Raw genomic sequence first — 11754 nt, 5'->3', positions numbered from 1 at the left:
ACGCTCCCGCGCGGTCAGCTTGCCCTTGGCATGCTGCGCCTCGGTCGCCCTCTCACTCGGGCCGGCCAGCGCCCGGGCACGAATCTCGTGCAACTCGGCGACTCGCCCACGCGCGTCCGTCGGCTCACCCGTCGACTCACCCGGCGCCTCATCCAAAACGGTCATGTAGCGACCTTACGAAGCCCGGCAAGGAAAGCGAGCCGTCGACTCCTCACAGTCTCCGGCCCGTTTTCCTGGTGCCACCGAACAGAACCCGGGCGGCATGCAGCCGTTCCGACTGCTCAGGGGGCCTGGGCCTTGTAGGGGTCACACAAAGTGGTCAGCTGAGAGTCACCTCACATCGGTGGGTGGCACATGCCCTCCCCGGGGTGACACGGAGGCGCAGTCGGCGGCCCGTGGCGGTGACTTCGACGGTGTCGTCCGCCCTCACCACCCCGCGCACCGGGTGGTCCCAGACGATCTCCAGCGACTCGCCCGTACGGGGTGGCTCGCTCACGCAGAGGGTAGCGGTACGGCCCCGGCGGCGGACCAGCACACTCGCGCCGGCGGAGACGGTCAGCGGACCCGCCGTACCGGACTGCCAGAAGTTGGCAACCGTCAGGCCGAGGGCTCCGACATGGACCGCCTGGCGGGTGCTGTCGTTGGCGAGGATCGACAGCCAGTGGCGGTCGGCGGAGCGTGCGGCGACCGCTCGGCGGGATGCTCCGGGCATCAGCGCGTAGACGTAGGTGGCGTCCGTCGGGTCGGTGCCGTGGTCCAGCCAGAGGGTCTGCCAGCGGCGGGTGCGCTGTTCCGTCGTACTGGTGGTGTTGATGTCGGACCAGGCGCCGGTGCGGTCCTCGCGGAGGGTGCCGAGATCGCCGTGGGGGATCAGCCAGCCGCCGTGGCCCTCCAGGTGTGCCCAGCCGTGTCCCCGTACGAAGGACTGGGTGCCGCCCTCCCCCAGGTTGCGGTTGTCGACGACCGTCTCGACCGGGACGCCGTCGGCGCAGGTGATGCCCGCGCCGAGGCAGACCACCGCGTCGTCGAGGCAGAACCACGACTTGTGGGCCTGGAGGGTGGATTCGAGCCCCTTGAGGTGCTGGCCGATCGCCGCGTACTCGCCGTCGGTCGTGCCGCCGACCCACCGCACGTCGGGTTTGGGGACGCCCCACTCGCCGCCCGCCCGGTCGGGGAGCGGCTTGGTGGAGACGGTGGTGCCGGGGAGGCGGTACCAGTCGACGGTGGGCCAGTACCAGTCCGTGTACTGGTCACTGGGAGCGCCTGAGGCCCACCAGTGGAGCATTCCGGCTCCCGTGTGCCAGCCGCGTGGGTTCTCGCCGTTGCCGCACTCGTAGTACGAGATCCGGTCACTTGCCATCGACAGGTTCGCGGTGAAGGCGGGGCGGCGGTGGACGGCCCGGTCCATGGCGGCGAAGAGGCGATGTTCAGAGGGTTCGGGGGTAGCTGGAAGCGGCGAGTCCGCGACGGCCTGCAGCCGGGCCAGGTCGGCCACGCCGAACTGAGGGGCCGTCAGGATCGGTGTGACGGTGTCCCGTTCGATCCATCCCTTGATACGGCCGTGCCAGCGATCCCGTTCCGCGGCGCTCGCGCCCTGCGCCAGCAGCGCCATGGCGGCGATGATCCCCTGTCCGTGGAAGTGGTCGCTGCGCATCACGTGCCGGTCGTCGCTCTTGAGGTAACCGCGGCTTATGGCACGGCCGTTGACGCTGTCCATCACCAACCCGTCGTGGACCAGGGGCGCGTAGGCGTGCTCCACGCTGTCCAGGATGATCTGCCGGTGCGGGTCGGTCACCGCCCAGTCGGATCCGGCGAGGAGGGCGAAGAGGCGGCCCAGGCCGTCGAGCATGACCTGGCCGTACGTCCCCGAGTAGGCGACCTGGGTGTGCTGGACGAACGAGCCGTCGGCGTAGAGGCCGTCCCCCTGGGTGACGTACGGGAAGACCGGTGAGAGGGCGTCACGGGCGAGGGCGATCCGGTCGGGGGCCCTTCCGATGATGCCGCGCAGGGCGACGGAGCGGCACAGGTCGACGCGGTTGGCGCCGGTGGAGGTGCCGGAGTAGTCGGTCAGCATCGCGTCGGGGATGAAGTGGTCGACGGCGGCGCAGGCCGCTGCCCGCTGGGCGTCGGTGAGGTGGTCGTACAGGGCGGCCGTGATGTCCATCAGGAGGCGGGGGCTGCCGATCTGCCATTCCCACCAGTTGCCGTAGCGGGTGGTGGAGGGGTTGTAGACCGTGGCGGAGAGGTGGTCGAGGCCGCGCAGGACGTCGGCGAGGAGGGTCTCGTCGCCCGTCGAGCCGGTGCCCTGTTGGACGTAGGCCTGGGTCATGGTCCACAGGCGGCTGTAGCTCTGGGTGATGCCGGACGGGGGGTCGTACGGGTAGCCGGGCCAGAGGGAGGTGGGGGTGGGGGCCATGGCGGCGCGGAAGGCGCGGGCGAGCTCGCCGGTTTCGGCGAGGCGGGTGGCGTACGGCTCGGCGGTCGGGTCGTAGCCGGTGCCGAGGGCGATGTCGAGCCAGCGGAGGCGGAGGGCGTCGTAGGGGTCCGGTTCGGCGGCGCGGGCGGTGGGGGCGGCTGCGGCCAGGAGCGCCACCGCGAGCAATACGGCCCTACGGGTGGGTCTCGTGGGATCTCTGCGCTGTGGGTTCATGCCCTGGGCATCTACCACCTCGGAGTAATCACGCCAACACTTACGGATGATGTTGAACATTGAACGGAATAGGTCTACGGTCGCTTCCGTTGACCTCGTTGAATGTTAAACATCCTCGACTCAAGGAGCACGTCATGGTGAACCCCGACCTGACCGCCCTGACCGGCGACTACACGATCGACTCGGCCCACTCCGCGATCGGCTTCACCGTCCGGCACGCCATGGTCACCAACGTCAAGGGCAAGTTCCTCGACTTCAGTGGCTCGCTGCACCTCGACGGCGCCGACCCGGCCGCGTCCAGCGCCTCCATCGACGTCAAGATGGAAAGCATCGACACCGGGTCCGCCGACCGTGACGGGCACCTCAAGAGCGCGGACTTCTTCAAGATCGACGAGTTCCCCACGATGACCTTCCGCTCCGCCAAGGCGGAGGCCCTCGGTGGCGACGACTACCGCATCACCGGCGACCTGACGGTCCTCGGCACCACCAAGCCGCTCACCATCGACCTCGAGTTCAACGGTGCCGCGAAGGACCCCTTCGGCAACGAGCGCGTCGGCTTCGAGGGCAAGGCGGAGATCCTGCGCTCCGAGTGGGGCCTGACCTGGAACGCGGCGCTGGAGACGGGCGGCGTCCTGGTCTCCGACAAGATCAAGCTGCACTTCGACATCTCCGCGATCAAGAACGCGTGAGCCTGCGACGACGGCGCCGGTGAGTCCTGTCCGGGCTCACCGGCGCCTCTGCAACTCGGCGAGGACCGCGGCCAGTTGGGACGCGTGCTGCCGGGGCGTCCGGGCCTGGAGGAGGCCGAGCATGACCTGGTAGCGATCCGTCCTGCCGAGCTGCTCGAAGACCGCCCTGGCGTGGGGATCCTGCTCCAGTGCCGTCTTGAGGTCGTCGGGGACCGTGGCGTTCCGCTGCGACTCGTACGCCGCCTCCCAACGCCCGTCCGCCTGCGCCGCGTTCACCTCGGCGAGGCCGGCGGGGCGCATCCGGCCTTCGTCGGCCAGTTCCGCGACCCGCCGCACGTTGACCATGGACCAGAGGCTGCCGGGGCGGCGCGGGGTGATCCGCTGAAGGTAGTACGACTCGTCGAGCGCCTTCCGCTGCCCCGTGATCCAGCCGTGGCAGAGGGCGACGTCGTTGACCTCGGCGAAGTCCACGGAGACGACGCCGGAGCCCTTCTTCGCGACCTTCACCCACAGGCCGGGGTGCGGGGACGGGTGATCGGTCAGCCAGCTGTCCAGCTGGGCTTCCGTCTGGAAGGCGAGAGGGGTCATGGGACCACCGTAGGAAGGAAGTAGGTCGGAAACCGTCCTACTTCGTCCCGTAGTCGATGCTCGGGTACCAGTCCCCCCGCCCCTGCGGGGTCAGGTCGAGCAGGTGCCAGACGGGGGCCAGCAGGTCGATGCCCCGCTCGCCGATGTCACCGGCCATGCGCGGGTGCGCGGAGTAGAAGTGGCGGACCGTGCCGTCGTCGTCGCGCGTGAACACCGAGACGGTGGAGTCCTGTTCGCCGCCCTTGTCCTCACTGCCGGTGTCGTACTTGAAGGTGCTGTCGCCACAGCTCAGGAGCCGTAGCCCGTGCCAGCCCCGGTTGCGGGCGTGCCGGCGCAGGGTGGGCGGGTCGGCGGCCGCCGCGATGACGAAGTCCGCGTTGCGGGTGACGTGGTGGGCAATCCCGCTGAAGCCGTCGATCCACATCGTGCACATCGGGCAGGGGTCGGTCTGCTGCTTGCCGTACATGAACTGGTAGAAGATCAGCGGGCGTTGCGGGCCGGTGAAGAGTTCGCCCAGCCTGACCTCGTGGACCGGCTCGTCACCGGTGTCGAGGTCGGTGGGGCCCTCGAGGAAGACGTAGTCGTCGACGGGCGGCCCCTGCGGGAGCGCGCGCCGCTGGGCCGCGACCTTCTCCTGGTGACGCATGAGCTCGATCTCGGCCAGGCGCAGTTCTTCGCGTGCGGCCAGGTGCTCCTGGGATTCTCCGGCCAGTTTGGTGTACCGGAACATCGCGTCCTCCTGGGGTCGGCGTCCCCCGTGCGATCCCTCAAGTTTAGGGCGGGCCCGAGATCCTTCGCTGCCGTGCGGACGTTCCGGTCAGTTTCGGAGAAGCCGTCGCCACGGCGGATCCCTAGCATGGGAAGGACTTCAGCAAGGCCGCAAACGGGAGGAAAACACCATGACGAGCACACGGAAGTCCGCCAGGAGCGCCGACGCGAGCGGTGAGAAGTACGACGGGTTCACGGCCGAGGAGCGGGGGGCGATGAAGGAGCGCGCCCTGGAGCTCAAGGCGACTGCGCGGCGTGGCTCGCGGGCGGGCAAGGCGGACCCGGAGACTGAGGTGCTCGCGAAGATCGCCGAGATGCCGGAGGCGGACCGGGTTCTCGCCGAGCGGATTCACGCCATCGTCAAGGCCTCCGCGCCGGACCTCGCGCCGAAGCTCTGGTACGGGATGCCCGCGTACGCCAGGAACGGCAAGGTCGTCTGTTTCTTCCAGAGCGCGCACAAGTTCAAGTCGAGATACGCCACGCTCGGCTTCAACGACCCGGCGAACCTCGACGAGGGCGCCATGTGGGCGACCGCCTTCGCGCTGACGGAGATGACCGCCGACGCGGAGGCGCGGATCGCTGCGCTTGTCTCGAAGGCGGTCGGCTGAGCGCTCCGCGCGTGAAGTGCCGCGATGTGTCGTCGTTCGGCTGCCGCGCCGTCGTGGCTGGTCGCGCCCACGCGGCGGAGCCGCATATCGATACAGCCCCGCGCCCCTTTGGGGCGCTCACGCGTCCCGTGTTCTGAACAGCACTCCCCCGAGCGCCAACAGCCCTGCCGCGTAGGCCGCCAGCACCCCCAGCCCCGGCCACGGGCCGATCGGCAGGCGGTCCAGGTTCTTCGTCGCCTGGATCGACAGGGCCGCCGGTATCGGGGCCCAGCGCTGCACGCGGTCCTGCCAGGTGGGCGAGTTGATGATGTTCGCCAGGAGCGGGACGACGTACAGGGCGCTCAGGCCCAGGGTGATCGCGCCTGCCGTGTCCCGGAACAAGGTCGCCAGGGACAGGCCCAGCAGGGCCACCAGCGCCAGGACCAGCACCGAGCCCGCCGCGGCCCTAAGGGTCGGGCCGTCCGTGAGGGACGGGGCCTCGAAGCCGTTCGTCGGGAGGATCAGGCGGGCCGTGCCGAGGGAGAGCAGGATCCCTACGGCGCTTGCCGCGGCGGTCAGCAGCGCCAGTGCCGTCGCCTTCGCCGCCAGCACGCGCGAGCGCATCGGCATCGCCGTCAGCGTCGTACGGATCGTGCCCGTGCCGTACTCCGCCCCCATCGCGAGGGCACCGAGGACCAGACAGGCCGCCTGGCCGAGCCAGACGCCGGTCAGGCTCAGTTTCACGGTGTCCTCGTGGCAGGCGGCGGGGTCCGGGCAGACCTGGGTCGTGACCGAGGAGACCGCGGCCGTGCCCACGGTGAGGGTCAGGGCGACCGTCGCCGCGAGCAGCCACCAAGTGCTGGGCAGGGTACGGAGTTTGGTCCACTCCGCGTGCAGGTGCCTCACGCGTCCCTCCTGCGTAGGCTCCAGGCGGCCAGGAGCAGGGCCGCGAGGGCGTAGGCGGCGAGGACGGAGAGGCCGCTGACGGGGGTCATGGGGTAACAGCCGCTCTCCGGCAGGCAGTTGTGGTCGACGAACGGGTAGTACGTCGCCCCCTGTTGGATCGCGAACGCCGCCGCCGGGGTCACCCGCAGCAGCCACTGGGCGGCCGGGAGCGGGAGGGCGAAGGCCAGGATCTGCGGGAGGATCACCAGGACCACCACCGTCGCGATGGCGCCCGCGCTGGTGCGCAGCACGACACCCACGCCCAGGGCCAGGACCGCGACCAGGGAGAGCAGGGCCGCGCTGCCGACGACCGCGCGCAGCGCCGGGGCCTCCATAAGGGAGAGGTCGGGGAAGGCGGGGGGCTTGAAGCCGTTCTCCCGCAGGCGGGACTGCGCGAGGGTGAAGGACAGGGCCGTGGCCGGCAGGGCGACGGCGAAGGTCACGGCCGCGATCACCACGGTTTTCGCCGCGAGGACCTTCGTCCGGGACGGGGTCGCCGTGAACGTCGTACGGATCAGGCCCCGTTTGTACTCGCTCGTCACGAACAGCGTGCCCAGCGCGACCATGAACAGGATGCCGACGAAGACTCCCTGGAAGCTCATCTGGACGGTGTCGCCGAGGGTCTCGTCCGGGGCGATGTCGCCGCGCCCGGTGAGCGTGTAGACGCCGGTCGGCGACAACTTCGTGGCTCCGGGCTCGGCATCCTGGGGCCCGGGACCGTTCGGGACGCCGCCGCCCACGTCCGCGCTCGTCCACGCGGGGGTGGCCGAGGTGCCCCGGAGGGCGAGCCGGTCGAAGCTCGCGGTGACGACTCCCCCGCCGGCCGTCTCGCTGGTGCCACCGAAGGAACGGCGCAGGATCTGGTGCATGGGGGTGGCGACGAACGCGCCGACGTGGACCGTACGCGGCAGGCTTTCCAGTCGTACGTCCTTGATCTCGGACCAGGTGCGACCGTCGGCCGACTCGTAGGCGGTGACACGGTCGCCGGCCCTGGTCAGGCGGAGCCAGGTGGGCGCGGTGGCGAGGTCGCTCGCGCCGCCCGCCGTGTCGTGGGTGAAGTTCCACTGCGTCCGGACGCCGTGACCGGGCGTGGCCAGCACCGCCGCGTACGGGGCGCCCGGCTCCAGGCTCTCCTTGACGATGAGGCCGGCCTTGGCCCATGGCTCCAGCGCCCTGCCGTCGGCGCTCTCCAGCGCGGTGACGCGAACCGTGACGGTGCCGTCGCCGGTCAGCTCGCGGTGGGTGAAGTGGAAGGAGTCCCTGACGACCGTGCCGTCGGGGGCGAGGGTGGGCTCGACGTTGCCGCTGGTGCTGGAGCCGCTCGCGCCGAGCTGGGAGATCACGACGGTCACCACGGCGGCGATCGCGAGGACGAGCAGCCAGGCGCGGACCGTCCAGAACTTGGTCCACTCCGCGCGCAGGAGACGGAGGAAGCCCGCGCGGGCCGGGTGGAGTTGAGAGCGGTACGGCGTGACGGTGGGGGTTGATGTCGTCGTCACCGGGTCACCTCGTCGTCTGCCGCTGCCGCCGCGAACTCGACTGCGTCCCGGGTGAGTTCCATGTACGCCTCCTCCAAGGTCGCGCGGTGGGCGCCCACTTCGGCGAAGGGGACGTGGCCCTCGGTCAGCAGCTCGACCGTCCGCCGTGCGGTCAGGCCGGTGACGGTGAGGGTGTCGGGGCCGGTGACCGCGACCGTGGCCCCCTCGCGGGCCAGCAGCTGCATCGCTTCCGTACGGGCCTCGGTGCGCAGGGCGACGCGGTCGCCGGAGGCCGCGGCGAGCAGGTCGGAGACGGCCCGGTCGGCGATGAGCCGGCCCCTTCCGATGACCACCAAGTGGTCGGCGGTGTCCTCCAGTTCGCTCATCAGGTGGCTGGAGACGAGGATCGCGCGGCCCTCGGCGGCGAGGCGGCGCAGGAACGTACGGATCCACTGGATGCCCTCGGGGTCGAGGCCGTTGACCGGCTCGTCGAGGATGAGGACCGGGGGATCGCCGAGCAGGGCCGCCGCTATGCCGAGGCGTTGGCGCATGCCGAGGGAGTAGCCGCCCGCCCTGCGGCGGGCCGCCTGTTCCATGCCGACCTGTTCCAGGACGTCGTCGACGCGGTGTGCGGGCAGGCCGTGCGAGTGGGCGAGCCAGCGCAGGTGGTCGCGGCCGCGGCGGCTCGGGTGCAGGGCGGCGGCGTCGAGGAGCGCGCCGACCTCCAGGAGCGGGGTGCGCAGGGCTCGGTACGGGCGGCCGCCGACCAGGGCCTCGCCCTCGTCGGGGGCGTCCAGGCCGAGGATCGTCCGCAGGGTCGTGGACTTGCCCGCGCCGTTCGGACCGACGAAGCCGGTGACCGTGCCGGGTTCGACCGTGAAGGACAGGCCGTCGACCGCGAGGGTCCGGCCGAACCGCTTGCGCAGGTTGCGGACTTCGATGGTTGCGTCGCTCATGCCAACGGAGGCTAGGGGCGGCGGCCCGTCACGTCGTCACGCCGGGGAGGTCCCTCGCGTGGGGGACGCTCGCCGGGCAGGGTGTCGGCACAATGGGCAGGTCGGTGCGGAGGGGGGCTCTGGTGGTGACGAAGTGGGTGCGGGTGCTGCCCGTCGTGCTCGCCGGGCTCTCCGTCGGCGAGATCCTGATCCGCGACAGCGGTCCGCACACCGGCCCGCGCAGCGGTCTCGCCGCCGTACTGCTGCTCGCTCTCGCCACGACCTTGCCGCTCGGCTTCGTGCTGAGGGCCGAGCGGGTCGCCCGGGGTGTGGCCGCCGTCGGGCTGAGCGCCGCCTGCGTGCTCGCGCTCGTGTCGTTCCGGGCGCCCACCGCGGCAGGGGTCGTCGCGCAGCTGACCTGCGTGTACGTGCTCGGGCGGGGCGGCTGGGCGGGGCTCGGCGGGGTGCTCGTCGTGCCCTACGTCGTGACCGCGCTGGCCAGTGACCACGAGGTCACCCGCGTCGTCGCCGTCCTCGTCGCCACGCTCGCCTCGGCCGCCGCCGCGACCGGCGTCACGCATCACGTGCGCCACACCGTCCTCGCCCACAGCGCGACCGAGCGGGCGTTCGCGGACACGCTCCTCGAACATGCCGCCCGGGGTGAACGTGCCCGTATCGCACGGGAGTTGCACGATGTCGTCGCCCACCACATCTCGATGATCGCCGTACAGGCGGAGACCGCACGGCTGACCACCGCCGGCCTGCCCGCCGAAGGGGCCACCCGTTTCCTCGCCATCGGCGACACCGCGCGCACCGCCCTGACGGAGATGCGGCGACTGCTCGGTGTGCTGCGCGAGGACGCGAACGGCACGGACACCCGTGTTGAGCGGCGCCCCCAGCCCGGCCTCGGCCAGCTCCTGGAGCTGCTCGACGAGTCGCGGGACGCGGCCGGTTCGCGTACCCGGCTGATCGTCAGCGGGCCGGTCGGCGCGCTGGACCCTGGCATCGAGGTCACCGCGTACCGGATCGTCCAGGAGGCGCTGACCAACGCGCGCCGACATGCGCCCGGGGCCGCCGTGGACGTGGAACTCCGGTACGGGATCGAGGAGTTGGCAGTGCGGGTGCGCGACAACGGGCCCGGGCCCGCGTCGTCCGACTCCCCCGGGCACGGGCTGCTCGGGATGCGCGAGCGCGCGGCGATGGTCGGCGGCACGCTGCACACCGGTCCCGCACCCGGTGGCGGCTTCCTGGTCGAGGCGCTGCTCCCGGTCAAGTCGGAGGCCCTGACGTGAGCGCGAGCTTGAGGGCGGGTGAAAGCATCCGCATCGTCGTCGCCGACGACCACGAGGTGGTCCGCGCCGGGTACGCCGGACTCCTCGCCACCCAGGCCGACTTCACGGTCGTCGGCACCGCCCGCGACGGCACCGAGGCGGTGCGGGTGTGCCGGGAGCAGGTGCCCGACGTGGTCCTGATGGACGTACGGATGCCGGTCATGGACGGGATCGAGGCGACCGCGCGGCTGCAGGGGCCGGACGCGCCGCGGGTGCTCGTGCTGACCACCTTCGACCTCGACGAGCACGTCTACGACGCCCTGGCCGCCGGGGCCAGCGGGTTCCTGCTGAAGGACGTGACCGCCGAGCGGCTCTTCGACGCGGTACGGGTCGTCGCCGCCGGCGAGGCCCTGCTCGCACCCGCGATCACCCGGCGGCTGATCGCCGAGTTCGCCCGGATCCGGCCCAAGGCCCCCGCGCAGGGCGCCCTTTCGGCGCTCACTCCCCGCGAGACCGACGTCCTGCGGCTGCTCGCCGAGGGCCTGTCCAACCCGGAGCTCGCCGAGCGGCTGAGCGTCGGCGAGGAGACGGTCAAGACGCATGTGAGCCGCATCCTGTCCAAGCTGGGGCTGCGCGACCGCACGCAGGCCGTCGTCATGGCGTACGAGACGGGGCTGGTCGTGCCGCGGCTGTCGTAGCGGGACGGGTGTGGCCGAAACGCACCCCTTGTGCGCGGGTTCACAGGATTCTCATAATCCCTCAACAGATTTGACCGGCCCATGTCAGAACTTGGGCAGTTCTTGGATGCCCGCTGTCGCGCTATTGGCATGAGCTCGTCATAGCCACCCCCCACGGAAGGCATCACGTTGAAGAAGCTCCTCACCGCCCTCAAGAGATGCGCGGCCGTCGGCGCCGCCGCCCTCGCGATCGCCAGCCTCCAGCCCGTCTCGGCCGCCCAGGCCGCCCCCGCGCCCGTCGTCGGCGGCACCCGCGCCGCACAGGGCGAGTTCCCGTTCATGGTCCGGCTCTCGATGGGCTGCGGCGGGGCGCTCTACACCCAGCAGATCGTCCTCACCGCCGCGCACTGTGTGAGCGGGACCGGTGCGAACACCAGCATCACCGCCACCGCGGGTGTGGCGGACCTGCAGTCCACCTCCGGGCGGGTCCAGGTCAGGTCGACGTACGTCTACCGGGCCCCCGGGTACAACGGCGACGGCAAGGACTGGGCGCTCATCAAGCTCGCCTCGCCCATCAACCTGCCGACGCTGAACATCGCCACGACCACGCAGTACAACACCGGTACCTTCACGATCGCCGGGTGGGGGGCCGCCACCGAGGGTGGCTCCCAGCAGCGGTATCTGCTCAAGGCGACCGTGCCGTTCGTGAGTGACGCCACGTGCCGGTCCTACAGCGGGTACAGCGGGCTCATCGCGAGCGAGGAGATCTGTGCCGGGTACACGGCCGGTGGGGTCGACACCTGTCAGGGGGACTCCGGGGGGCCGATGTTCCGTCGGGACGCGAACAACGCGTGGATTCAGGTCGGGATCGTCAGCTGGGGCATAGGGTGCGCGCGGGCGAACGCGCCCGGTGTGTACACCGAGGTGTCGACGTTCGCCTCCGCGATCGCTTCGGCGGCGGCGTCGCTCTGACTTACGTTCTTCTGCGGGTCCGGCGCCGTGTCGCGCCGGGCCCGTGTTTTTTCGCCCCCGCCGCCCCTTCCCATTCCCGTCCCTGGGGGCTGCGCCCCCCAGACCCCCGCTGTCGGCCCTGAAGGGGCCTCGTCCTCAAACGCCGGACGGGCTGAAAAGATCAAGCCCCAGCCGGGAAAGTCCAGCCTCGGCCG

At 71.1% G+C, this 11754-nt stretch carries 11 protein-coding genes and 1 pseudogene; 5 read left to right on the top strand and 7 right to left on the bottom strand.

The genetic code is table 11. The features are described 5' to 3' along the window. Both IG08_RS59815 and IG08_RS0152460 read right to left on the bottom strand, forming a co-directional pair. Positions 1-165: pseudogene (locus IG08_RS59815) on the bottom strand (methylmalonyl-CoA carboxyltransferase); the annotation flags it as partial. A gap of 154 nt (positions 166-319) precedes the next feature. Next, positions 320-2650, bottom strand: a complete 2331-nt coding sequence (locus tag IG08_RS0152460; RefSeq protein WP_030621786.1) for a polysaccharide lyase 8 family protein — start codon at positions 2648-2650, stop codon at positions 320-322. 134 nt (positions 2651-2784) lie between these two features. Here IG08_RS0152460 and IG08_RS0152455 point away from each other — a divergent pair, with 134 nt between their 5' ends. Next, complete coding sequence (locus tag IG08_RS0152455; RefSeq protein ID WP_030621784.1) at positions 2785-3339, top strand: YceI family protein; 555 nt, start codon at positions 2785-2787, stop codon at positions 3337-3339. 36 nt (positions 3340-3375) lie between these two features. Here the strand turns inward: IG08_RS0152455 and IG08_RS0152450 are convergent, their stop codons facing one another. Both IG08_RS0152450 and IG08_RS0152445 read right to left on the bottom strand, forming a co-directional pair. After that, positions 3376-3927 carry a YdeI/OmpD-associated family protein gene (locus tag IG08_RS0152450; protein ID WP_030621782.1) on the bottom strand — a complete coding sequence of 184 codons (552 nt, stop codon included), beginning with the start codon at positions 3925-3927 and terminating at the stop codon, positions 3376-3378. A 37-nt stretch (positions 3928-3964) separates the two neighbouring features. Next, complete coding sequence (locus IG08_RS0152445) at positions 3965-4657, bottom strand: DUF899 family protein (RefSeq protein WP_030621779.1); 693 nt, start codon at positions 4655-4657, stop codon at positions 3965-3967. Between the two features lie 169 nt (positions 4658-4826). Here IG08_RS0152445 and IG08_RS0152440 point away from each other — a divergent pair, with 169 nt between their 5' ends. Next, complete coding sequence (locus IG08_RS0152440; protein WP_030621777.1) at positions 4827-5303, top strand: iron chaperone; 477 nt, start codon at positions 4827-4829, stop codon at positions 5301-5303. Between the two features lie 117 nt (positions 5304-5420). Here the strand turns inward: IG08_RS0152440 and IG08_RS0152435 are convergent, their stop codons facing one another. From IG08_RS0152435 to IG08_RS0152425, 3 genes are read right to left on the bottom strand one after another with little or no spacing between them, the layout of a single operon-like run. Continuing rightward, entirely contained in the window at positions 5421-6188 is a 768-nt protein-coding gene (locus tag IG08_RS0152435) for an ABC transporter permease (RefSeq protein ID WP_030621775.1), read from the bottom strand. Next, complete coding sequence (locus tag IG08_RS0152430; RefSeq protein ID WP_030621773.1) at positions 6185-7726, bottom strand: DUF1349 domain-containing protein; 1542 nt, start codon at positions 7724-7726, stop codon at positions 6185-6187. The genes IG08_RS0152435 and IG08_RS0152430 overlap by 4 nt, the downstream gene beginning before the upstream one ends. After that, on the bottom strand, positions 7723-8661 hold the full coding sequence (locus IG08_RS0152425) for an ABC transporter ATP-binding protein (RefSeq protein ID WP_030621772.1): 939 nt from the start codon (positions 8659-8661) through the stop codon (positions 7723-7725). Before IG08_RS0152425 ends, IG08_RS0152430 begins: the two co-directional genes overlap by 4 nt. Positions 8662-8783: 122 nt before the next feature. On the opposite strand from IG08_RS0152425, the gene IG08_RS0152420 reads away from it, so the two are divergent. The 3 genes from IG08_RS0152420 to IG08_RS0152410 all read left to right on the top strand — a co-directional run bounded on the left by IG08_RS0152420 (position 8784) and on the right by IG08_RS0152410 (position 11560). After that, complete coding sequence (locus IG08_RS0152420) at positions 8784-9932, top strand: sensor histidine kinase (RefSeq protein ID WP_234343236.1); 1149 nt, start codon at positions 8784-8786, stop codon at positions 9930-9932. Beyond that, a complete protein-coding gene (locus tag IG08_RS0152415) occupies positions 9929-10609 on the top strand; it encodes a response regulator (RefSeq protein ID WP_234343235.1) in 681 nt (226 codons plus the stop codon). Before IG08_RS0152420 ends, IG08_RS0152415 begins: the two co-directional genes overlap by 4 nt. Positions 10610-10777: 168 nt before the next feature. Then, positions 10778-11560: a serine protease gene (locus tag IG08_RS0152410; protein WP_030621768.1), complete on the top strand. Its 783-nt coding sequence runs from the start codon at positions 10778-10780 to the stop codon at positions 11558-11560. The last annotated feature ends 194 nt before the right edge of the window (positions 11561-11754 follow it).

Source organism: Streptomyces fulvoviolaceus, from assembly GCF_000718165.1.
GTDB classification, from domain to species: domain Bacteria; phylum Actinomycetota; class Actinomycetes; order Streptomycetales; family Streptomycetaceae; genus Streptomyces; species Streptomyces fulvoviolaceus.
This window is presented reverse-complemented; position numbering and strand designations above follow the sequence as displayed.